The 22,008-nt window shown below is 62.8% G+C and carries 17 protein-coding genes; 6 read left to right on the top strand and 11 right to left on the bottom strand.

Annotated features, from left to right (window positions below; translation table 11 throughout):
• The first annotated feature begins 49 nt into the window (after positions 1–49).
• Entirely contained in the window at positions 50–4,579 is a 4,530-nt protein-coding gene (gene gltB / locus V8352_RS02600; protein ID WP_336422690.1) for a glutamate synthase large subunit, read from the top strand.
• A 130-nt stretch (positions 4,580–4,709) separates the two neighbouring features.
• On the opposite strand, the gene V8352_RS02595 is transcribed toward gltB, so the two are convergent.
• From V8352_RS02595 to V8352_RS02565, 7 genes are all read right to left on the bottom strand, one after another.
• Positions 4,710–5,855: an iron-containing alcohol dehydrogenase gene (locus V8352_RS02595; protein WP_336422689.1), complete on the bottom strand. Its 1,146-nt coding sequence runs from the start codon at positions 5,853–5,855 to the stop codon at positions 4,710–4,712.
• On the bottom strand, positions 5,852–7,234 hold the full coding sequence (locus tag V8352_RS02590) for an aldehyde dehydrogenase family protein (RefSeq protein ID WP_336422688.1): 1,383 nt from the start codon (positions 7,232–7,234) through the stop codon (positions 5,852–5,854). Before V8352_RS02590 ends, V8352_RS02595 begins: the two co-directional genes overlap by 4 nt.
• A gap of 129 nt (positions 7,235–7,363) precedes the next feature.
• Positions 7,364–8,734, bottom strand: a complete 1,371-nt coding sequence (locus V8352_RS02585) for a glutamine synthetase family protein (protein WP_336422687.1) — start codon at positions 8,732–8,734, stop codon at positions 7,364–7,366.
• A gap of 83 nt (positions 8,735–8,817) precedes the next feature.
• Complete coding sequence (locus tag V8352_RS02580) at positions 8,818–9,858, bottom strand: TRAP transporter substrate-binding protein (RefSeq protein WP_336422686.1); 1,041 nt, start codon at positions 9,856–9,858, stop codon at positions 8,818–8,820.
• Positions 9,859–9,917: 59 nt separating this feature from the next.
• Entirely contained in the window at positions 9,918–11,237 is a 1,320-nt protein-coding gene (locus V8352_RS02575) for a TRAP transporter large permease (RefSeq protein ID WP_336422685.1), read from the bottom strand.
• Positions 11,237–11,833, bottom strand: coding sequence for a TRAP transporter small permease subunit (locus tag V8352_RS02570; protein ID WP_336422684.1), 597 nt, complete (start codon positions 11,831–11,833; stop codon positions 11,237–11,239). The genes V8352_RS02575 and V8352_RS02570 overlap by 1 nt, the downstream gene beginning before the upstream one ends.
• Positions 11,826–12,611 (bottom strand): N-formylglutamate amidohydrolase, encoded by a 786-nt coding sequence (locus V8352_RS02565; protein WP_336422787.1) that lies wholly within the window; start codon positions 12,609–12,611, stop codon positions 11,826–11,828. Before V8352_RS02565 ends, V8352_RS02570 begins: the two co-directional genes overlap by 8 nt.
• 138 nt (positions 12,612–12,749) lie before the next feature.
• Here V8352_RS02565 and V8352_RS02560 point away from each other — a divergent pair, with 138 nt between their 5' ends.
• Positions 12,750–13,640, top strand: coding sequence for a MurR/RpiR family transcriptional regulator (locus tag V8352_RS02560; protein ID WP_336422683.1), 891 nt, complete (start codon positions 12,750–12,752; stop codon positions 13,638–13,640).
• Positions 13,641–13,862: 222 nt separating this feature from the next.
• On the top strand, positions 13,863–15,308 hold the full coding sequence (locus V8352_RS02555; protein ID WP_336422682.1) for a dihydrolipoyl dehydrogenase: 1,446 nt from the start codon (positions 13,863–13,865) through the stop codon (positions 15,306–15,308).
• 47 nt (positions 15,309–15,355) lie between these two features.
• Here the strand turns inward: V8352_RS02555 and V8352_RS02550 are convergent, their stop codons facing one another.
• Positions 15,356–16,837, bottom strand: a complete 1,482-nt coding sequence (locus tag V8352_RS02550; RefSeq protein WP_336422681.1) for a Do family serine endopeptidase — start codon at positions 16,835–16,837, stop codon at positions 15,356–15,358.
• Between the two features lie 234 nt (positions 16,838–17,071).
• Here V8352_RS02550 and V8352_RS02545 point away from each other — a divergent pair, with 234 nt between their 5' ends.
• Positions 17,072–17,410: a hypothetical protein gene (locus tag V8352_RS02545; protein WP_336422680.1), complete on the top strand. Its 339-nt coding sequence runs from the start codon at positions 17,072–17,074 to the stop codon at positions 17,408–17,410.
• A gap of 12 nt (positions 17,411–17,422) precedes the next feature.
• Here V8352_RS02545 and V8352_RS02540 read toward each other — a convergent pair whose 3' ends face one another.
• A complete protein-coding gene (locus V8352_RS02540) occupies positions 17,423–17,848 on the bottom strand; it encodes a DUF4112 domain-containing protein (RefSeq protein ID WP_336422679.1) in 426 nt (141 codons plus the stop codon).
• Positions 17,841–18,014: a YqaE/Pmp3 family membrane protein gene (locus V8352_RS02535; RefSeq protein WP_336422678.1), complete on the bottom strand. Its 174-nt coding sequence runs from the start codon at positions 18,012–18,014 to the stop codon at positions 17,841–17,843. Before V8352_RS02535 ends, V8352_RS02540 begins: the two co-directional genes overlap by 8 nt.
• A gap of 314 nt (positions 18,015–18,328) precedes the next feature.
• Between V8352_RS02535 and V8352_RS02530 the strand changes: the two genes are divergently transcribed.
• Positions 18,329–19,144: a PRC-barrel domain-containing protein gene (locus V8352_RS02530; protein ID WP_336422677.1), complete on the top strand. Its 816-nt coding sequence runs from the start codon at positions 18,329–18,331 to the stop codon at positions 19,142–19,144.
• Positions 19,145–19,252: 108 nt separating this feature from the next.
• On the opposite strand, the gene V8352_RS02525 is transcribed toward V8352_RS02530, so the two are convergent.
• Positions 19,253–20,845 (bottom strand): phospholipase D family protein, encoded by a 1,593-nt coding sequence (locus V8352_RS02525; RefSeq protein WP_336422676.1) that lies wholly within the window; start codon positions 20,843–20,845, stop codon positions 19,253–19,255.
• A gap of 479 nt (positions 20,846–21,324) precedes the next feature.
• On the opposite strand from V8352_RS02525, the gene V8352_RS02520 reads away from it, so the two are divergent.
• Complete coding sequence (locus tag V8352_RS02520) at positions 21,325–21,945, top strand: YqaA family protein (protein ID WP_336422675.1); 621 nt, start codon at positions 21,325–21,327, stop codon at positions 21,943–21,945.
• The last annotated feature ends 63 nt before the right edge of the window (positions 21,946–22,008 follow it).

Below are 22,008 nucleotides of genomic sequence, written 5' to 3'. Positions count from 1 at the left end.
CCCGGCCCTTCAAGCCTAGCCATTTTACGCCAAGCCGAGGAATTCAGATATGACCAAGTTCGATGATACATGGGCCGCGCAGGAACAGGCCAAGCGTGACTGGCTGGCCGAAAATGGCATGTATGCCCATGACGAGGAACATTCCTCCTGCGGTGTTGGCCTTGTCGTCGCGGTCAGTGGCAAGCGGTCGCGCCGTGTCGTGCAGGCGGGCATCAACGCGCTCAAGGCGATCTGGCATCGCGGCGCCGTGGATGCGGATGGCAAGACGGGCGATGGCGCAGGCATCCACCTGCAAATCCCCGTGCCTTTCTTTTACGATCAGATTCGCCGCACCGGGCATGAGCCGCGCGAAGATCAATTGGTTGCCGTTGGTCAGGTCTTTCTGCCGCGCACCGATTTTGCCGCGCAAGAGGCGTGCCGCACGATTGTCGAGACCGAAGTGCTGCGTTTGGGCCACACGATCTATGGCTGGCGCCACGTGCCGGTCAATGTCGACTGCCTTGGGGAGAAGGCCAACGCGACCCGTCCCGAAATCGAGCAGATCCTGATCTCGAATGCGCGCGGCATCGAGGAGGAGGCGTTCGAGCGCGAGCTATACGTCATCCGCCGCCGCATCGAAAAGGCGGTGATCGCCGCAGGCATCAACAACTTCTATATCGCGTCCCTGTCGTGCCGCAGCATCATCTACAAAGGCATGATGCTGGCCGAAGAGGTCGCGGTCTTCTACCCTGATCTGATGGACGAGCGGTTCAAATCCGCCTTCGCCATCTATCACCAGCGCTATTCGACCAACACCTTTCCGCAGTGGTGGCTGGCGCAGCCGTTTCGCATGCTGGCCCATAACGGCGAGGTCAACACTCTCAAGGGCAACCGCAACTGGATGAAGAGCCACGAGATCCGCATGGCCTCCAGCGCCTTTGGGGATCTGGCCGAGGATATCAAGCCAATCATCCCCGGCGGCGCGTCCGATAGTGCCGCGCTCGATTCGGTGTTCGAGGTGCTGGTGCGCGCCGGTCGCTCGGCCCCGATGGCGAAAACCATGCTGGTGCCCGAGTCCTGGTCGAACCTCGCGCAGGAGTTGCCGCAGGCATGGCGCGACATGTATTCCTACTGCAACTCCGTGATGGAGCCGTGGGATGGCCCCGCCGCGCTGGCCATGACCGATGGCCGCTGGGTCTGCGCGGGCCTCGACCGCAACGGCCTGCGCCCGATGCGCTACGTCGTGACCGGCGACGGCCTGGTCATCGCTGGCAGTGAGGCCGGAATGGTGCCGATCGACGAGGCCACCGTGCGCGAGAAGGGCGCATTGGGTCCGGGCCAGATGCTGGCCATTGACATGAAAGAGGGCAAACTCTTTCATGATGTCGAAATCAAGGACAAGCTTGCCGCGTCGCTGCCCTTTGGGGAGTGGGTTGGCAAGATCAACGAGCTGGACGATGCGCTGGGCGTCGTCAGCGAGGCGCCGATGCACACTGGCACCGATTTGCGCCGCCGCCAGATCGCGGCAGGTTATACCATCGAAGAGCTGGAACAGATCCTTGCGCCCATGGGTGAGGACGGCAAGGAATCCATCGCCTCCATGGGCGACGATACGCCCAGCGCCGTTCTCAGCAAGCAATACCGCCCACTGAGCCATTACTTCCGGCAGAACTTCAGCCAGGTGACGAACCCGCCCATCGACAGTTTGCGCGAATACCGCGTGATGAGCCTCAAGACACGCTTTGGCAACCTGCGCAACGTGCTGGACGAAAGCGGCGCGCAGACGCAGATCCTCGTGCTGGACAGCCCATTTGTCGGCAACGCGCAATGGACCATGCTGATGGAGCAGTTCAACGCCGATGTGGGGCACATCGACTGCACCTTTGCGCCCGGCCCGAACGCCTTGCAAGAGGGGCTGACGCGCATCCGGGCCGAGGCCGAGGATGCCGTGCGCAGCGGCGCGGGCCATCTGGTGCTGACCGATCAGGCCGCGGGCGAAAAGCGCATCGGGATGCCGATGATCTTGGCCACCTCTGCGGTGCACAGCCATCTGACGCAAAAGGGGCTGCGCACATTCTGCTCGCTCAACGTGCGCTCGGCCGAGTGCATCGACCCGCATTATTTCGCCGTGCTGATCGGCGCGGGCGCGACCGTGGTCAACGCCTATCTTGCCGAGGACAGCCTTGCCGACCGGATCGAGCGGAACCTGCTGGACGGCACCCTGACCGAGGCGGTCGCGCGTTACCGCAAGGCCATCGACCAGGGCCTGCTCAAGATCATGTCCAAGATGGGCATCTCCGTCATCTCCTCCTATCGCGGCGGCCTGAACTTCGAGGCCATCGGTCTGTCACGGGCGATGTGCGCCGAGTATTTCCCCGGCCTCGTCAGCCGTATCAGCGGCATCGGTGTCACCGGCATCCAGACCAAGCTGGAGGAAATCCACGCCAAGGCCTATGCCACTGCCGATAACGTTCTGCCCATCGGCGGCTTTTACAAGGCGCGCAAGACGGGCGAGAGCCACGCCTGGGGCGCGCAGAATATGCACATGCTGCAAACCGCCTGCAATACCGCCAGCTTCGATCTGTGGAAGCGGTATTCGGCGGCGATGCAATCGGCCCCGCCCATTCATCTGCGCGACCTCATGGCGATCAAGCCGATGGGCAAGGCGATCCCTCTGGATGAGGTGGAATCCGTCACGGCGATCCGCAAACGCTTTGTCACGCCGGGGATGAGCCTTGGCGCGCTGTCCCCCGAGGCGCACAAAACGCTCAACGTCGCGATGAACCGCATCGGCGCACGCAGTGACAGTGGCGAGGGCGGCGAAGATCCGGCGCATTTCACCCCTGAGTCGAATGGCGATAACCCCTCGGCCAAGATCAAGCAGGTCGCTTCGGGCCGCTTTGGCGTGACAGCCGAGTATTTGAACCAATGTGAAGAGCTGGAGATCAAAGTCGCCCAAGGCGCCAAGCCCGGTGAGGGCGGCCAGTTGCCGGGCATGAAGGTGACCGCGCTGATCGCGCGGCTGCGCCACTCGACCAAGGGTGTGAGCCTGATTTCGCCACCACCGCATCACGACATCTATTCGATCGAGGATCTCGCGCAGCTGATCTACGACCTCAAGCAGATCAATCCGAAGGCGAAGGTCACGGTCAAGCTGGTGGCGCAATCGGGCGTCGGCACCATCGCCGCCGGCGTGGCCAAGGCGAAGGCCGATGTCATCCTCATCTCGGGCCACAACGGCGGCACCGGGGCCAGCCCCGCAACCTCGATAAAATACGCCGGGCTGCCGTGGGAAATGGGCCTGACCGAGGCGCATCAGGTTCTGTCGATGAACAACCTGCGTGGCCGCGTGACCCTGCGCACGGATGGCGGCCTGCGCACCGGGCGCGACATCGTCATGGCCGCCATGATGGGCGCCGAGGAATACGGCATCGGCACGGCGGCGCTGATCGCCATGGGCTGCATCATGGTGCGCCAATGCCAGAGCAATACCTGCCCCGTCGGCGTCTGCACGCAGGACGAGGCGCTGCGCGAGAAGTTCACCGGCAACGCGGACAAGGTCGTGAACCTCATCACATTCTATGCGCAGGAAGTGCGCGAGGTGCTGGCCAGCATCGGCGCGCGCAGCCTCGACGAGGTGATCGGGCGCGCGGACCTTCTGACTCAGGTCAGCCGTGGCTCGGCGCACCTTGATGATCTGGATCTGAACCCGATGCTGATAACTGTCGCCAATCAGAAGATCCCGCTCGACCGTTTGCGCCCGCGCAATGAAGTGCCCGATACGCTGGATGCCGAGATCGTGCGCGATGCCGCCCGTTTCCTCGATGACGGGGAAAAGATGCAGCTGCACTACGCGGTCCAGAACACGCATCGCACCGTCGGCACGCGCCTCAGCAGCCATATCGTGCGCAAGTTCGGCATGCGAAACTCGCTTCAGCCCGATCACCTGACGGTCAAGCTTTCGGGGAGCGCGGGTCAGAGCCTTGGCGCCTTTGCCGCCCCGGGTCTGAAGCTGGAAGTGCAGGGCGATGCCAATGACTACGTGGGCAAGGGCCTCTCGGGCGGTATCATCGTGGTGCGCCCGCCCATGTCGAGCCCGCTGGAGGCCAGCGAGAACACCATCATCGGCAACACGGTCCTTTATGGTGCGACCGCGGGGTATCTCTTTGCCGCCGGGCGCGCGGGCGAGCGGTTTGCGGTGCGCAACTCGGGCGCGCATGTGGTTGTCGAGGGCTGCGGCAGCAACGGGTGCGAGTATATGACCGGCGGCGTCGCTGTCATCCTGGGCCGTCTGGGTGCCAATTTCGGCGCGGGCATGACCGGCGGCATGGCCTATCTCTATGACCCGAACGGCGATGCGGCCCCGTTGATGAACCGCGAGACGATTGTTACCTGCGCGGTCCAGCATCCCCATTGGGAGGCGCAGCTGAAGGGTCTGATCGAGCGCCACGCGGCGGAAACCGGCAGCCTCAAGGCTCAGGACATCCTGCAACATTGGGCCACTGAGCGCGGTCACTTCCTTCAGGTGTGCCCGCGCGAGATGCTCGACAAGTTGCCCCATCCGCTGGGTGACGAGGATATTGCCGTTCCCGCCGAGTAGGGCGCGGCCAGTAACGGAAATCCCCCGGATGCCGTATGCGGGCATCCGGGGGATTTTTGAGTATTGAAAGCGCCGTGCCAAAAGCTGTGACCACGCTTTCGGCGGAACGCCTTAAAGCACAACGAAAGCCCTAGAGGCTGGCCTCGAACATCGCGCGCAGGTTTTCCTTGGTCAGCTTGACGGGGTTGCCACCGCAGCTGGGGTCTTGAACCGCCTCATCGACCAGATCGTCGATGCGCTCGGCTTTGACGCCCAGCTCCGACAGCTTGCGAGGGATGCCGAGCGAATCGTTGAAGTCCTGCACGAAGGCGCAGAAGCCGTCGAAGCCACCTTCTATGTCCAGATATGCCGCCGCGCTGCGGAAGCGGTCCCGGATTTCGGGCGCGTTCAGCTGAAGCACGGCAGGCATGCAGACAGCATTGGTCGTGCCATGGTGCGTGCCAAAGACTGCGCCGATCGGATGGCTCATCGCGTGGATGGCGCCCAGGCCCTTCTGAAAGGCGGTCGCGCCCATCATCGCAGCACTCATCATATGCGCGCGCGCCTCAAGGTCATTGCCGTCCGCATAGGCACGCGGCAGATATTCCTTGACGAGGCGCATCCCCTCAAGCGCCATGCCCTGACTCATCGGGTGGTAATGCGGGCTGCTGAAGGCTTCGACGCAATGAGCGAAGGCATCAAGCCCGGTGCCCGCCGTGATGAACTTGGGCATGCCGGCGGTCAGTTCCGGATCGCAGATGACGACCTCGGGCATGACCTTGGGGTGAAAGATGATCTTCTTCACATGCGTGACCGAGTTGGTGATGACGCTTGCGCGCCCCACTTCGGAGCCGGTGCCGGCGGTGGTGGGCACCGCGATGATCGGCGCAATCGCGTCCGCATCGGCGCGCGTCCACCAGTCATCCACATCCTCATAATCCCAGACGGGCCGCGTCTGATGCGCCATGAAGGCGACCATCTTGCCCAGATCCAGCCCCGAGCCGCCGCCAAAGGCGATCACGCCATCATGCCCGCCTTCGAGGTAGGCGGTGACACCGGCGGCCAGATTGATCTCGTTCGGGTTGGGGTCGACGTCCGAGAACATGCCGCGGCCAAAACCGGAGTTCTCCATGATGTCGAGCACCTGCTTGGTAATCGGCAGGTCGGCCAGCCCCTTGTCGGTGACCAAAAGAGGGCGCGTCATCCCGGCCTGTGCGCAGGCGGCCGGAAGCTCTGCGATGCGGCCCGCGCCGAATTTGATAGCGGTCGGATAGGACCAGTTTCCAATGAGGTTCATTTTGTCACCTTCTTGAGATGGTAGGATTTGGGGCGCGTCAGATTGTGATAGCCGATGATCGACAGCCCGCCGCCCTTACCAGTGTCCTTGCAGCCGGTCCAGCACAGCCCGGGGTCGAGGTAATCGGCGCGGTTCATGAAGACGGTGCCCGTTTCGATCCGGTCGCCTATGGATTGCGCGCGCGCCACGTCAGCTGTCCAAAGGCTGGCAGTGAGGCCAAAGTTGCTGTCGTTCATCAGATCGACAGCCTCTTCGTCCGACGCGACCTTCATGATGCCGACGACGGGGCCAAAGCTTTCGTCGCGCATCACACGCATGTCATGGGTGACATCGGTCAGGATCTGGGGCGTCAGATATGCGCCGCCATCATCCGCGGGCATCGTGGCGATATGCGCCTTGGCCCCGGCGGCGATCGCCTCGTCTATCTGGTCGCGCACCTCGCGGGCAAAGCGCACATGCGCCATCGGCCCGATCGTGGTTTCCGCATCCAAGGGATTGCCCAGGACGTAACCTTCCACGATCTTGACTGCTTTCTCGACGAATTCGTCGTAAAGGTTCTCATGCACATAGATCCGCTCGATCCCGCAGCAGCACTGGCCCGAGTTGAACATCGCGCCGTCGATCAGCGTATCGACTGCGGCGTCCAGATCGGCATCCTCCATGACATAACCGGGATCCTTGCCGCCCAGCTCGGTCGCCACTGGCGTAAAGGTGCCCGCCGCCGCGCGCTCCATCTCGCGGCCCCCGCCGACCGACCCGGTGAAGTTGACAAAATCCACCGCGCCCGCGGCAATCAGGCCCGATGTGGTGTCATGTCCCATGAACACGTTCTGGAAAACATCCTCCGGCACACCCGCCGAATGAAACGCCCGTGCCATCCGCTCGCCCACCAGCAGCGTCTGCGTGGCATGCTTGAGCAGCACCGCGTTTCCCGCGATCAGCGCAGGCGCGACGGTATTGATCGCGGTCATGTAAGGGTAATTCCACGGTGCCACGACCAGGACCACATCATGCGGCAGCCGCTTTATATAGCGCGTGAACGTGGCGTCCTCGCCCACCTCTATATCGGCCAGCGCGTCCTCGGCGATCTTCGCCATATACGACGCGCGTTCGTTGAAGCCGCCGAATTCGCCGCCATAGCGCACGGGCCGCCCCATCATGTGGGCCAGTTCGGGCACGACTTCGTCGTTCATCGCGCCAACGGCGTCTACCCCGTCCATGACCAGCCGGATGCGCTCTGCCAGGGGCCGCGCCGCCCAGTTCACTTGCGCGCTGCGCGCCCGCGCTGCCGCTGCCTGTGCGCCGCCAATGTCAAGCGCCGTGCGCGTGGCATAGACCGATCCGTCGATCGGCGATATGCAGGTAAGTGTCTCGCTCATTCCAAATCCATCCAATTCGTCGCCCAAGGGCATGTCTTTCTTTTTGCCCCAAATATCCCCGCCGGAGGCTCCGGCGCTCTCAACACGCTCCAGCCATCGGCAGCGGCCTAAAGCGTTTCGCAAAACGCTTTAGCAGCGCTCGAACCCGCGCGCGATTTCGTAATCGGTGACGGCGGCCTCGAAATCCTCGATTTCGACTTCGGCGGCGCGGGCGTAGTGATCGACCACATCATCGCCCAGCGTCTTGCGCAGCATGGCCGACCCTTTCAGCGACGTGTAGGCATCGCGCAGGTTCGTCGGGATCATGCCCTCGTTGCCCGAATACGCATCGCCCTTGAAAGGCGCGCCCAACTCCAGCTTTTCTTCGATGCCGGCGATTCCGGCGGCCAGTTGCACGGCCATGGCAAGATATGGGTTGATGTCCGATCCGCCGACACGGCACTCGACGCGCACGGCCTTCGTGCTTTCGCCGCAGAGGCGGAAACCGGCCGTGCGGTTGTCCACCGACCAGATCGTGCGCGTGGGCGCGAATGTGCCCTTCACGAACCGTTTGTAGCTGTTGATGTAGGGCGCGAGGAAATAGGTGTAATCGGGCGCGTATTTCAGCATCCCGGCCATGTAATGCTTCATCAGCTCTGACATGCCCAGATCGTCGGACGCGTCGTGAAACGCGTTCTCGCCATCTTTCCACAGCGACTGATGGACATGGCTCGAACTGCCGACGCGGTGCCGGTTCCATTTCGGCAGGAAGGACACGGCATGGCCCTGCTGCCATGCGATTTCCTTGGTCGCATGCTTGGCGATGGTATGGAAATCGGCCGTGTCGAGGGCTGCGGCGTATTTGATGTTCAGCTCTTCCTGGCCCGCTTCGGCCTCGCCCTTGGTGCATTCGATGGGCAGGCCCGCAGTGCGAAGGTGATTGCGCAAGGGGCGCATCACATGCTCTTCCTTGGTCGTCTGAAAGAGGTTGTAATCCTCGTTGTACCCCGAGATCGGGGCAAGGTCGCGGTAGCCACCCTTGCGGATCTCGTCGAAACTTTTCTCGAAGAGGAAAAACTCCAGTTCGGTCGCCATCATCGCTGTCATGCCCATCTCTTCCAGGCGCGCCAGCTGCTTTTTCAGCATTGCGCGCGGTGAGTGCGGCACAGGTTCGTGGGTGTGGTGGTCCAGCACGTCACACAGCACCAGAACCGTCCCCTCCAGCCACGGCATCGGGCGCAGCGTGTCCAGATCGGGGCGCATGACATAGTCGCCGTATCCTGACGCCCACGATGTGCTTGCAAAGCCCTCGGGCGTTGCCATCTCGAGGTCGGTGGCCAGCAGGTAGTTGCAGCAATGCGTCTCTTCCCAGGCGCTTTCCACAAAATGCTCTGCGTGAAAACGCTTGCCCATGAGGCGGCCCTGCATGTCGACGAGGGCGGCCAGGACGGTGTCGACGGTGCCCTCCTTTACCTGTTTTTTCAGATCGTCAAAGGTAAGAGCGGGAGTTTGGGCAGGCATGGCGCACCTCGGAAATGGGGCAGGGATGAAATAGGGGGCCCGCCCCCGCGCAGTGCGCCGGGACGGGCCAGATGTTCAGCGGATCACTCGAAGGTGTAGGGAGGGCCCGCCTGGCTGATGACGTCGTTGTAGTCGCGGAAGATCTGCACGACTTTGGCGTGGATCTCGCCCTCTTCGGCGATCTCGTCCCAGAATACCACGGCGGCGTCTTCGACCTGCTTCCAATCCGACTGCGGGATGGTGCGCAGCTTCAGTTTGTCGCCCTGCGCACGCAGGCGTGCCTCGCCGCCCCAGTACCACTGGTTGCGGTAGGTGTGGCTGGCCTCGATCCCGGCCATGACGATTTCTTTGAGGTGGTCCGGCAGGTCCGACCACTGCTGCGGATTGACAAAGAACGACCCGATCCACGCACCCGAGATGTTGTTGGTCAGGAAGTAGTCGGTGACATCGGCCCAGCCCACCGTGTAGTCCTCGGTGATGCCCGACCATGCCATGCCGTCCAGCTCGCCGGTCTGCACGGCAACTTCGGCATCCTCGTAGGGGATGCTGACCGGCACGACGCCGAACTGCGACAGGAAGCGGCCCGCCGTCGGGAAGGTATAGAGGCGCAGGCCATCCAAATCGGCAACCGACGTGATCTCCTTGGTGGTGTTGAAGTTGCAAGGATCCTGCCCCGCAGCCGACAGCCACTTGACGCCGACCTTCTCGTATTCTTCCGTCCAGATGTCGGCTAGACCGTATTGGTTGAACAGGACCGGCACGTCGAGGATGTGCTTGGTCGCCAGCGGGAAATATCCGCCAAAGCGTTGGAGCGGCGTGGGCGAGGCCATCGAGTCGTCGTCCGAATGGACGCCGTCGATCGTGCCGCGCTGAAGCGCCTGAAACATCTCGCCGGTGGGAACGATCTGATCCGCGTAGAACAGCTCGATCTCCATTTCGCCGTTGGCGGCGGTGTTGATGTAATCAATGGCGGGCTTGGTCACATGCTCGCCCAGTGCGGCGCCAGCATAGGTCTGAAAACGCCATTTGATCGGCGCCTGTGCGCGCACGATGCTGGGGGCGCCCAGCGCGGTCGCCGCGGTGCCGAGACCGGCGGAGGCCAGAAACTTTCTGCGTGTCGTCATCTTTTCTCTCCTTGATTGGATCATATGTCGCCCCGGTTCCGCCGGGATCGTGATTGGGCCTAGTTATAGACCAGATTTGGCAGCCACAGGGCGATTTGCGGAAAGGCCATGACAGCAGCCAGCGCCACTACCATGACTGCCACGAACGGAATGATCGAGCGATAGATGTCGCGGATCGTAATTTCGGGCGGGGCCATTGCGCGCATCAGGAACAGGTTATAGCCGAAGGGCGGCGTCATATAGGCAATCTGGCAGGTGATCGTGTAAAGCACACCATACCAGATCAGATCGAAGCCCAGCGCGCCGACCAGCGGCACGTAGAGCGGCGCGACGATGACCAGCATGGCCGTGTCATCGAGGAATGTGCCCATCACGATAAAGCTGAGCTGCATCAGGATCAGGATCACCCAAGGGGAAAGGCCCCATTGCGTGGTGAAAAGATCCGAGATCGCCTTGACTGCGCCCAGCCCGTCAAAGATCGCGCCAAAGCCAAGGGCTGCGAGGATTATCCACATGAACATGCACGAGATTCCCAGCGTCTTGCGCACCGAGTTCTCGAACACCTCGCGCGTCATCCGCCCCTTGAGCACGGCGGCAAGGAAGGCCGCCATCGCGCCGATGGCGCTGCTTTCGACCAGCGACGTCCAGCCTTTGACGAAAGGCACCATCATCACCGCAAAGATGAGCAGCGGCAGGAGCCCGGCGGTCAGCAGGCGCAGCTTTTCGCCGGTGCTGACGTTGCGCTCTTCCGGTGGCAGGGGCGGGCCGAGGTGGGGCTGCATCCGGCAGCGCACATAGATGTAGATGATGAACATCGTCGCCATCATCAGGCCGGGGATCACGCCCGCCAGCCACAACTGCCCGACAGGCTGCCGCGCGATCATCGCATAAAGGACCAGCACCACAGAGGGCGGCACCAGAATCCCAAGCGATGAGCCGGCCTGAATGACGCCGGTCACCATGATCTTGTCATAGCCGCGCTTCAGCAGCTCGGGCAGGGCGATGGTCGCACCGATGGCCATGCCCGCGACGCTCAGCCCGTTCATGGCGGAAATCAGCACCATCAAGCCGATCGTCCCGATGGCGAGGCCGCCGCGCACCGGCCCCATCCAGACGTGGAACATCTTGTAGAGGTCGTCGGCGATGCGGCTCTCGCTCAGGACATAGCCCATGAAGATGAACATTGGCAGCGTCAGCAGCGGATACCACTTCATCAGCTTCATCGCGGCCGAAAACGGCATGTCGGCCCCGCCCGTGCCCCACAGCAGCATACCGCCCGCCGCGGCGACAAAGCCGATGGCGCCGAACACGCGCTGGCCCGTCAGCAGCATCAGCATCATCGAGCTGAACATCAGGATGGCGATCATCTCATAGGACATCAGAGCTCCACTCCGCGAATGCGGCCAATATCGCGGAAAAACTCGGCCAGAACCTGCAACAGCATGAGCGTAACCCCGAGTATCATGATTGCCTTGACGGGCCAGACATAGGGCCGCCACGAGGTCGGGCTGCGCTCCATGTAGCCCATCTGCTCCTTGGCCGCGGCGGCGCCTTCGGTGATGAACGTGGTGAACAGCCCCCAGAAGAAACTGAACGGCTCGCCGGTGAAATGCCCCAGCGAATAGGCGGCCGATCCGATTGCGCCGTAAAGGAGCACGCCAAGATAGAACATCAGGAAGAGCACGGTGAAGGCGTCCATCCACGCCTTTCTCTTGACGCTCCAGTCCCCATAAAAGAGGTCCATCCGCACGTTCGATCCCATCTGGATCGCATACGGCCCGCCAAGGACGTAATAGGCGACCATCACGAATTGCGCCGTCTCAAGGGTCCAGAGCGACGGGTCAAAGAACGTTTTGGAGATCGACGACCACATCAGCACGCCGATCAGCGCAAAAATCAGATACATCGTGATCCGCCCGATAAAGCGGTTCATCGCGTCGATCCCGCGCACATAGCCGCGAATGATGCTAGGCATGGGCTGCCCCTTGGGTTTCGAGGCCCAGATGGATCAGCGCCGGGCGGATCATCCCGCACAGCTCGTCGCCAATGGCCGCAATCTGATCGGGCGTTTGCAGCAGATCGTTGCGCACCTCTATCATCACGTTGGGCAGGCCGTGGGCCAGCCCGTGGATTTTCAGGGAATGCGTCACGCCATCCTCTGGGCCGTAGGGACGATTGCGGTGAATGGCGCGGTGGGGCAGCTTCGCCCCCGCCTTCAGCATCGCATCGGCCAGCGCGGTATCGGCATCATGCAGCACGCCGATTTCCGTCTCGCGCGGGGCGCCGTAATAGACCGGGGTAAAGCTGTGGACGGTGATGAGCGCGGTCGGCTGCGTCCGCGCCGCGCGTGCCGTGACCTGCGCTGTCACCGCCTCGCAGAACGGGCGATAGATGGCATCGGTGCGTGCCGCGCGCTGCGCCGCGCTCAGCCCCGCGTTGCCCGGCACTTCGATCATTTCGGATTTGGCAGGCATGGCCGATGCGGCCTCGGGCGGACGATTGCAGTCATAGACCAGCCGCGAAACGGTGCTGGCGACCAGCGTGCCATCGAGGCAGTCCATCAGGTGCAGGGCCAGCGCGCGCGCGCCCGGATCCCATGCCGCATGGCTGATCGCGGCCTCATCGGTCAGGCCAAGGCCGCCGTATTCTGCCGGAACACGGTGGGACGCATGCTCGCACAGGATCAGCGCGGGGCCGGCGGCATCCGGGCCCAACACTTCGACCACGTCCTCATCCTGCGGCAGGCTTGGCATGACATCCCCCAATGCGCTTTGGGCCTCAACGCGCTTCTGGAAAATTGTTTTCACGGGCGTGATTTTCTGTCAATATCTTTCCAGTCACTATTTTGCATCCAGCCCCCTTTTGCCCATTTCCTATGCAAGGCCCGGCACATGAGCGATCCGGCCCCCAGCGGTCCCAAGGCGACGCACAAGACCGTCCGCGAGGCGATCCGCAGCCATTACGCGACCCTTACCGCGTCCGAGCGTAAGTTCGCGCAGGCGCTGCTGGACAATTATCCGGCTGCGGGCCTCGCCTCGATCACCATAGCGGCGACAAATGCGGATGTATCGACGCCAACGCTGGCGCGGCTGGTGCAGAAACTGGGCTTCAAGGGCTATCCCCAGTTCCAGCAGGCACTTCTGTCCGAGCTTGAGGCCAAGGCATCGGGGCCCACGCAGCGGCGCGATCAATGGGCCAGCGAGGTGCCGGCGGCACATCTGCTCAATCGTTTTGCCACGGCCATCGGCAACAATATCCAGCAGACGCTAGCCAATCTCGACAGCGCGCAATTTGACGCTGCCACCGGCCTGCTGGCCGATCCCGAGAGGCGTCTTTACGTCGTTGGCGGGCGGATCAGCCGCGCGCTGGCCGATTATGCCTTTACCCATTTTCAAGCCGTGCGCCGGCGCATCACGCATATGACGTCGAGTTCCGCCACATGGCCGCACTACGTGCTGGACATGGCCGAGGGCGATGTCCTCTTGCTGTTCGATATGCGCCGATACGAGACAAACCTTCTGCGCCTTGCGGAGCTGGCCAGCGCGCGGGGCGTGCATGTGATCCTGATGACCGACCAATGGGAAAGCCCGGCTGCGGCTCATGCCACGCATACGTTTCACTGCTGGACGCAGATCCCCTCGGCCTGGGACAGCAACACGTCCACGATGATGCTGCTCGAAGGGCTGATCGCCGCCGTTCAAGAGGCCAACTGGCCGGAAACGCGGCAAAGGTACGAGCAGCTCGATGCCATCTTTGACGCAGCACGCCTTTTTGAGAAATAGCGCGCCAGCTTGACGTATAAGGGCACGTGACGCGTCGCTTGTGCATGTGCGTTCTGTCTGGCGCCCGGTGGCAAGCAATACCCTCCGCGTCGCATCTGGGCAGTCTCGCCTCACGTGGAGTGGCAAAACCGGCGCATGCGGCATTTGCTCCGATGGCCCGTGCCCATGGAAACGATCCGCCCGGCGCGCGCGTTGTCAGGGCAAACACAAGGAATTTTCATCATGAGCACTTATGACGTCGACGTTGCCATTCTGGGTGCAGGAACCGCTGGCATGGCTGCCTACCGGGCTGCGGCCCAGCATACCGACCGCATTGCATTGCTGGATGGCGGCCCGCTTGGCACCACGTGCGCGCGGGTCGGCTGCATGCCGTCCAAGCTTCTGATCGCGGCGGCGGGCACAGCGCAAGCGGCCCGTGGCACGGATCGGTTTGGCATATATGTGGACGCCCCCCGCATCGACGGCGCCGCAGTGATGCAGCGGCTGCGGGACGAGCGGGACCGCTTTGTCGGTTTTGTCATGGATGCGGTTGAGAGTTTTCCCGACCGGCACGTCATCCGCGAGAAGGCGGTTTTCGTGGACGATCACACGCTCAAGCTGACGTCCGGGCGGACACTCACCGCGCGGGCCGTCGTCATTGCCACAGGCGCGCGCCCGAACATCGTGGCCCCGCTTCAGGGCTTGGGCGACCGTCTCTACACCAGCGAGGGGTTGTTCGACTGGCACGATCTGCCAGCATCTGCCGCCGTCTTTGGCGCTGGTCTCGTCGGGCTGGAACTGGGCCAGGCGCTGCACCGCCTTGGCGTGCGCATGCGCCTCTTTGGCCGCGATCACGCCGTCGGCCCGATCAGCGACCCCGAGGTGCGCCGCCATGCCGCCAAGCTGTTCGAGGCTGAATTTCCGGTGCATTGGCACGCAGATAGCGAGGTGACGCGAGGCGAGGCTGGCGTGACCGTGCGCTGGTCGGATGCAGATGACGACGATGCGCCGCAGCACGAGGAAGAGTTCGACTGCGTTGTGGCCGCGACAGGGCGCACGCCCAACGTCGATCGTCTTGGGCTGGAGGCCACGTCGCTGCCGCTGGATGACAGGGGCGCACCGATCTTCGATGCGCTGTCGATGCGCGTCGCGCAGACCCATGTGTTCATGGCGGGGGATGCCAGCGCCGATTTGCCGCTGCTGCACGAGGCGGCGGATGAGGGCCGCATTGCGGGCGAGAACGCCGCGCTATTGCCGGATGCCTACCGCAAGGCGCGCCGCACGCCGCTGAGTATCGTGTTCAGCGACCCGCAGATCGCCATGGTCGGCGCCAGCCACGCGGAATTGACCGAGGCGGGCACGGATTTCGTGACTGGCGCGGTTGATTTTGCCGATCAGGGACGCGCGCGCGTGATGGGGCAGAATGCTGGATTGCTCCGGCTCTACGCTCAGCGGGACACGGGCTGCCTTCTGGGCGCCGAGATGGCTTGCCCTGCTGCCGAGCATATCGGGCATCTTCTGGCGTGGTCCATCAGCGATGGCGCAACCGTCGATCAGATGCTGGAACGGCCCTTTTATCATCCGACGCTCGAGGAAGGGCTGCGCACCGCACTGCGCAATACGTCTCATGCACTGGGCATGGCGCCAACGCCGCCCCTACGCAGCATTGATTGCGGCCCAGGGGCGTGACGTTTCGTGCCCGGCCCCCTCAACACCGGGGGGACGGGCGATCGTCTTCAGTCGTCTTCTTGGTCCAGACTGACCGCAACGAAGGTGTAGCTGCCCGCGCGATAGACACGCAGCAGAAGGGGCGAACTTGCCTCTGCTGCCGAGGCGACAGCGCTGCGCAGAGCCTCCAGATCGGCTATTTCCTCGCCAGATCCCGCAGTGATGACATCGCCCGGCCGCAGACCGGCCTCTGCCGCAGGGCTGCCGGGCTGAACGCCGGCGATGGCGATACCGCTCAGCTCTTCGGGCAGGTCCAACTGCGCGCGCACCGCAGGATCCAGCGGCGCGATCGACACGCCGAGGCGCGGGGTATTCTCATCCGCAGGGTCGGCGTTCTCGGTTTCAGAGACGCTCTGGCTGGGATGAAGCCCGATCTCGAAGGTCAGATCCTGCGCCTCGCCATCCCTCATGATGGACAGCGTCGCTTCTGATCCGACCTCCAGATCGGCAACGGCAAGAGACAGGGCACGGGGGCCTTCAACCGGCTCGCCGTTCAGCGACACGATCACGTCGCCGGGGGCAAGGCCCGCCTGCGCTGCCGGGCTCTCTCTTGTGACGGACGAGACCAGCGTGCCCTCGGCTTCGTCGAGGCCAAGTGCGGTCGCGATATCCTCGGTGACCGGCTGAATACCGACGCCCAGCCAGCCCCGCTCGACCGTGCCATCCTCTCGCAGGTCGGCCACGATGCGCTGCGCCACAGCCGAGGGCACGGCAAAGCCGATGCCGACGCTGCCGCCTGTAGGTGATGCAATGGCGGTATTCACACCCACCACGTCGCCGTCGATGTTGAACAGCGGCCCGCCTGAGTTGCCCCGGTTGATCGCGGCGTCCGTCTGAAGGAAATCGTCATAAGGCCCCGCATTGATATTGCGCGAGCGCGCCGAAAGGATCCCCGCCGTGACAGTGCCGCCAAGGCCGAAGGGATTGCCGATCGCGATGGTCCAGTCGCCGATCTCCAGATCGTCGGACTCGCCCCATTCGACATGCGGCAGGTCCTCATCACTTTCGATCTTGAGCAGGGCGATGTCGGTCGCGGGGTCGGAGCCGACCAGCGTGGCGTCAAACCGGCGCTCGTCCTCCAGCACGACCTCGATGCCGGAGGCATCTGCAATCACGTGGTTGTTGGTGACGACATACCCGTCGCCTGTGATGATAAAGCCCGAGCCTTGGGCCTGTGCCTGTCGCTGCTCCGGTGCCTCCTGCCCGCGCGGCGCGCCAAACAGATCACCCATGCCGGGCGGCAGTTGTGGCTGCGCGCCGCTCTGGGGGGTCGGTGCGTTTACCGTGCTGACAATGCCGACGACCGCCGGGAGCTTTTGCTTGACGATCTCGGAAAAACTGACGGGCGCGCCCGCGATGGGTGCGAGGGATGTTGTAGGCGTCTCTTGCTGTGCGATGCCGACCATTGGCACCGACATTGCAAGCCCGATGGCGGTGGCAGCGCCGATCAAGGCACGCGGTTTGCCGGGGAGTCGAGAGCGAGTGGTCATGGATCATGTTCCTTTGTTGGTGATGAGCCGCAAATGTGAAGTGCTGCGTGCCTATTCAACCGCGTCAAGAGTGCGGGCCGGTCACATCTGCATCTCATTCGCGTGACTACTGCGGCACGACGACGGGACCCAGTGGGCGCCTTGCCGGGGAACATTGAGTGCCCAAAGGTTGTTGGGTCGATGACTACCGCGCGACGACTACGAGCCGCGCCTTGAACTCGAAAGGAGACGCAGATGCCACAGACTGGCAATGAAACCTCCACACCAAAGCACTCAAATAATGGCCCCGAGATCGCGCCACATGGCCGTGAACAGATGATGGAGTCGCACAAGGACCGGCGTCGGGGAGAGCCTGCTGCCGCCTCTCTCGAGACGGACGCCGAGAGTGGCGGCGCCTCTGCCGTGGCGGGCCTGCCCGAAGACGAAGCGCCGCGTGATCCGGCCAAGCCTTACCTCGATGGGGGCGCCACGACATACGAGAACGCGGATGGATCCGGAGGCGGTGCATGGATCAAATGGGCAATAGCCGCACTCTTGGCGCTGGCGCTTTTCTATGCGGCACTGACAATCTAGGGCTTGGCCAATCTAGGGCTTGGCACGGGGCGCGTAGCCCGGCGTTGAGGTCAGATCATCGCGCAGCAATCTGGCATTGCGCAGATTTGCTTTGAAACCGATATCGAAAATATCCCCCACCAGCGGAATTGCACCGATGATCAAATCAATTCCGCTGTTGGTCGTCATGCGCACCAAGGTGCGTTTGCGCGCCCCAAGGTGCCATCCCCGCTGGAGCATCCAGACCGATGGCAGGAATGTGACCGCATCGCCTATTCCGGGGATTAGGCCTATCAACCCGTCAAGGCCGATGCGTACCGGGATCAAAGGCAAGCGAAACTGCGCATCGAGCAAGCGTGCCACGCTGTCGATGCGGTCCAACTCCCGTTCGACCGGGGTCGCACCCGCAGAGGGTGCGGCGGGCGAAGTATCACCCGCCAGTTCGTCAGGTTCACGCACGGCCGGGGCCTCGTGATGCGATGATGTAGACAGCATGAACGATACCGGGGATGTATCCCAGGATCGTCAGCAGGATGTTCAGCCAGAAATGCTTGCCGATGCCCACCTGAAGGAAAACACCAAGGGGCGGCAGAAGGATGGCGATGAGAATGCGTAGCAGGTCCATGGGGGGTTCCTTTTGCTCTGGGCGCGCCGAAAGCGCGGGCGCGCACAAGGTTTTAAACGCAGGCGCTGCCAAGATTGTTCCCGAATAGTGCTGCGGACCACCTCGCATCGGGGGTGGTCCCTCAGGATCGGCCATATGACTCGACGGGGGTGCATGGTGTCCGCAGCCGCCTGCACGACAGTGATCAACGTCACGATCCGCTCTGAAGTTCCTGAAAGAATTTGCCTCAATCTTTGCAACGAAAACCACTGGCGACGAATTGTCTCACCATGAAGTAGGCACGACCTGCCGGAACGAAACAAGGAGCAATTCACATGAAACGCTTTATGATGACCACAGCCCTCGTAATGGCAACCGCAACCCCCGCAGCCGTCTTGGCTGCCAGCGACGACAACGCGTCGATGTTCGAGGCGCAGTCGCCCGCAGGTGAGACGATGGAGATGAAGGCGTCCAACCTGATTGGTCACCGTGTCTACATCCCCGAAGGCGGCGAAGACATCAGCGCAATGGGCGAGATCACCGATGCGCCGGACAACTGGGAAATGGCGGGCGAAATCGATGACGTCGTGATCGGCCAGGACGGACAGGTCAAGGATGTGCTGATTGACGCCGGTGGCTTCCTCGGGATGGGTGAAACTCAGCGCCGCGTCGCACTCGACACCATCCGCTTTCAGCCCGATGCCGATGACGAAGGCGAATTCTTTGCCGTCTACACCGGCGACCGAGCGATGCTGGAAGAGACCGAGAACTATGATGAGGCAACCTCGACTGAGGCTGGCGAAACGCTGGGCACCAACAACTGGGACGGCTACAGCAACAGAGATGCCGACATGCAGACCGTCTCTTATGACGAGCTGACAACCGAAGAGCTGCTGGGCACCACAGTCTACGGCTCGAACGACGAATGGGTCGGCGAAGTCAGTGAGCTGGCACTGGGTGACGACGGCAACGTGACGGCCGTCATCCTCGACATCGGCGGTTTCCTCGGAATTGGTGAACGCCCCGTTTCCATGCCGATGGATCAGGTCGAACTGCGCCGCATGGGCGACACCAGCGACATTTCCGCCCATGTCTCGGCGACCGAAGAAGAGCTTGAGAATATGGAAGAGTGGACCGGCGAACAGTCGTAACCCGCGGATACCACGCGAGAAAACGGGGGCGGGCCATTTGGCCCGCTCTACGCGTGTCTGGGGGCGCTTCGCCAAACTATCGGGCGCGGCTCGGGCAACACCCCGCCCTCAAACCATTGCGTGCGGAATGCCCGGCAAGCGCCGGCCGAACTTCTCGGCGGGGCGCACGTCATAGGGCACGAGGAAGCCGCGCCGCTTGTCGGGAGCGACTTCGGCGTTGCGGTGCGCGCGCTCGGCCCAGAGGGCAACGGCGCTATCAGCGGCAAAGAATTCCGGCCCCGCGTCCTTGCCCAGCCAATGGTGAAAGATGCGCTCGCGCAGATTGCTGACCTGGTCCTTGTCGCTCAGCATGACACCGGCCTCGGTATCCCATTGCAGGGAGCGCCCGTTCAGGTTTGCCGACGATACAATGGCCCGGTCGCAGTCAAAGATCGAGACCTTGGAATGAACATAGATGATGGGTGACCCGCAGAGCGTGTCGCGCCCGCCTGTATCCAGTGACTTGGGCCGCACCGGCGAGCAGATCACCATGCGCTCGCCAAAGGCGGCGCGCAGTGTCTTGACGCATTTGGCTTGCAGGAACTCGCCGAACCGCGCGTCCGACCCTGTCTCTCCGTCAAAGGCGACGGATTCGGGGGCGCCGGGCACCACGACGATCAGCGACAGCGATGAATTGTCATGTGCTGCATGGGCCAGACGGTTGCACAAGGGCAGGTCACGCAGAAACTGTGTTTCAAGGTAAATGAGGCCGCGCGCGCGCTGCACCAGCTGATGATGATCGTCGGCAATCGTCTGCACCAGCGGTTTGGGCCCCAGAAAGGGCCAGTCGTGCTTGCGCCGCCGCGACAGCGTGCGCAGCAGGCGGCCCTCGGCGGTGGGCGCACGCACCCCCGCGACGACGTCCAGAAACTCTTCCAGATGGGTGTGAACATCTTGGGCGATCGGCCCGGTGCAGAGCAACTGCACATCCTGCCACGTTTCGCTGCGTTCACGGTCGTGGCGCTTGGTATCATAGCGCCGCTCATCCAGATCAAGGCCGCCGACAAAGGCGACGCGCCGGTCGATCACGCAGACCTTCTGGTGATGCGTGCCGGGAATGAGGGTTGGAATGGGCCAGCGGCGGGCGGCATATTCGCCCGTCTTGGTCTGGCGCAACATCAACCGCACACCCGGACTGCATTCAAGGACGCTCTCGGCCTCATCGCGGCTCATCTGGTTCAGCTTGTCCGCAGTCTTGCCCAACCGCTTAACGAGGCGTGGCCAGAGCACGATGCGTGGCAGGATGCCGACCCTTGCTGAATGGGCCGCATTCATGACGGTCAGATCCGCCTCCGATCCTGCAAGTTCGCGCGCGGCGACGAAGGCGCGGCGCGCCTTCCAAGAGTGCCAGTGCAACTCGGGCGCCATGACCGCATCGAAATCAGAGATGATGAAATTTACCTTCACGCCGCGCCGCAGGACATGCACGATCAGGTCAAACCAATCGACACCGATGGCGCGGCCCTCGTCGCTGCGCAGTTTGGTGGCAAGGTCAAAGACGCGATATCCGGCCGAAATCTCGCGCTCGGCCGCAAGGAACGCGCGCTCCATCTCGGGATAGACTTCCTGCGCCGTCAACAGAACCTTGACGGTATCGGGGGTGTCGGAGGTATTCTGAGGTTCGGTCAAATGGGTCACCGCCTGAAAATAATCGCGGCGCATGTTAACAGCGCCGACGAACAGCAACCCCCAGACCGCGCGGCTGGTTCCAACAAAACGGGACAGGGCTGCATTAGATCTGTTGCCGCCACTATCGTTTCACTCGGCCGGCGGCCTGTCCTGTTCCTGTAGCTTGCGCAAAAGCTCCGCCATCTCGGGCGGCATATCTTGCGGTGCGGATTCGCGGTAGGCGCGTTTCAGATTTTTGATTACAGGATTCATCACAGGATCACTCGCTATTTTGGGTTTTGAGGCCCCACTCCGTCGTTTAGGATGGATGTTTTGCCCACCGGCACGCGGTCGACACGTATTCAACAGCGCCAAGCGCACTTCGGTTCCCGGCGCGGTTCCGCAAGGGCCGCGCATGTTGTATAAATATCAAGGTGCTCATTTCGGAACCCGCCTGATTGGGCTGCGTTGTCAGGCTATCGCGCGTGATAGCTGGGCGCGCGTGATGGCCGGGCCGAGGAGAGTGACGCAGAATGACCGAACGCCCTGCCGTCCCCCCCAAGACCGAGGGCACCGCGGGCAACAGCCGTCCCGGCTGGACAGATCGTCTGTCGCGCAGCAAGATCGGGCTTGCCCTGCTGTCCTTTGCCGAAAGCACGGCGTTACCCATCCCGCTGGAGGCTGTTGTGGTGCCCCTGATGGTGGGCCATCCCAAACGGGCGCTGCGCATCGCGCTGATCATCTGGCTGGGATGCATCTTGGGGGCCTCTCTCTTCTACATTGTGGGCTTCGCGCTGGCCGATCCGGTGGTAGAGCCGGTGATACGGATGCTGGGCCTTGAGGCGAATTTCAATGACATGGCCAATCGGCTGGAAGGCGATGGCCTCTTCTGGTCGGTCTTTCTGGTGTCGCTCCTGCCGGCGCCGCTTCAGCTGGCCACGCTGGGTGCGGGGGCAGTCGGTGGCAATTTTCTGGTATTTCTTGCCGCCGTCGTCCTGTCGCGCGGGCTACGCTATTTCGGGATGGCGATCCTCGCGCAATTCATCGGCGAACGGATCGCGCATCTGAACATTCCGAGGCGCTACCTCGTCCTTGGGCTGGCCGCGATGTTGCTGACCGTCTGGGGGATCGCGCAGCTCTTTGTGGGGTCTTAGCCGCGTCATCTCAGCGCTATACATTCACGCGCCGAGGGTATAGACGGCGCAGATTGTTGTGCT

This window comes from Roseovarius sp. D0-M9, from assembly GCF_037083805.1.
In the GTDB taxonomy this organism is placed as follows: Bacteria; Pseudomonadota; Alphaproteobacteria; order Rhodobacterales; family Rhodobacteraceae; genus Roseovarius.
This window is presented reverse-complemented; position numbering and strand designations above follow the sequence as displayed.

Bases quoted from the DNA above. Each gene is read 5' to 3' on its own strand.
- gltB (WP_336422690.1), top strand. From the start codon at position 50: ATGACCAAGTTCGATGATACATGGGCCGCGCAGGAACAGGCCAAGCGT.
- V8352_RS02595 (WP_336422689.1), bottom strand. From the start codon at position 5,855: ATGAACCTCATTGGAAACTGGTCCTATCCGACCGCTATCAAATTCGGC.
- V8352_RS02590 (WP_336422688.1), bottom strand. From the start codon at position 7,234: ATGAGCGAGACACTTACCTGCATATCGCCGATCGACGGATCGGTCTAT.
- V8352_RS02585 (WP_336422687.1), bottom strand. From the start codon at position 8,734: ATGCCTGCCCAAACTCCCGCTCTTACCTTTGACGATCTGAAAAAACAG.
- V8352_RS02580 (WP_336422686.1), bottom strand. From the start codon at position 9,858: ATGACGACACGCAGAAAGTTTCTGGCCTCCGCCGGTCTCGGCACCGCG.
- V8352_RS02575 (WP_336422685.1), bottom strand. From the start codon at position 11,237: ATGTCCTATGAGATGATCGCCATCCTGATGTTCAGCTCGATGATGCTG.
- V8352_RS02570 (WP_336422684.1), bottom strand. From the start codon at position 11,833: ATGCCTAGCATCATTCGCGGCTATGTGCGCGGGATCGACGCGATGAAC.
- V8352_RS02565 (WP_336422787.1), bottom strand. From the start codon at position 12,611: ATGCCAAGCCTGCCGCAGGATGAGGACGTGGTCGAAGTGTTGGGCCCG.
- V8352_RS02560 (WP_336422683.1), top strand. From the start codon at position 12,750: ATGAGCGATCCGGCCCCCAGCGGTCCCAAGGCGACGCACAAGACCGTC.
- V8352_RS02555 (WP_336422682.1), top strand. From the start codon at position 13,863: ATGAGCACTTATGACGTCGACGTTGCCATTCTGGGTGCAGGAACCGCT.
- V8352_RS02550 (WP_336422681.1), bottom strand. From the start codon at position 16,837: ATGACCACTCGCTCTCGACTCCCCGGCAAACCGCGTGCCTTGATCGGC.
- V8352_RS02545 (WP_336422680.1), top strand. From the start codon at position 17,072: ATGCCACAGACTGGCAATGAAACCTCCACACCAAAGCACTCAAATAAT.
- V8352_RS02535 (WP_336422678.1), bottom strand. From the start codon at position 18,014: ATGGACCTGCTACGCATTCTCATCGCCATCCTTCTGCCGCCCCTTGGT.
- V8352_RS02530 (WP_336422677.1), top strand. From the start codon at position 18,329: ATGAAACGCTTTATGATGACCACAGCCCTCGTAATGGCAACCGCAACC.
- V8352_RS02525 (WP_336422676.1), bottom strand. From the start codon at position 20,845: ATGCGCCGCGATTATTTTCAGGCGGTGACCCATTTGACCGAACCTCAG.
- V8352_RS02520 (WP_336422675.1), top strand. From the start codon at position 21,325: ATGACCGAACGCCCTGCCGTCCCCCCCAAGACCGAGGGCACCGCGGGC.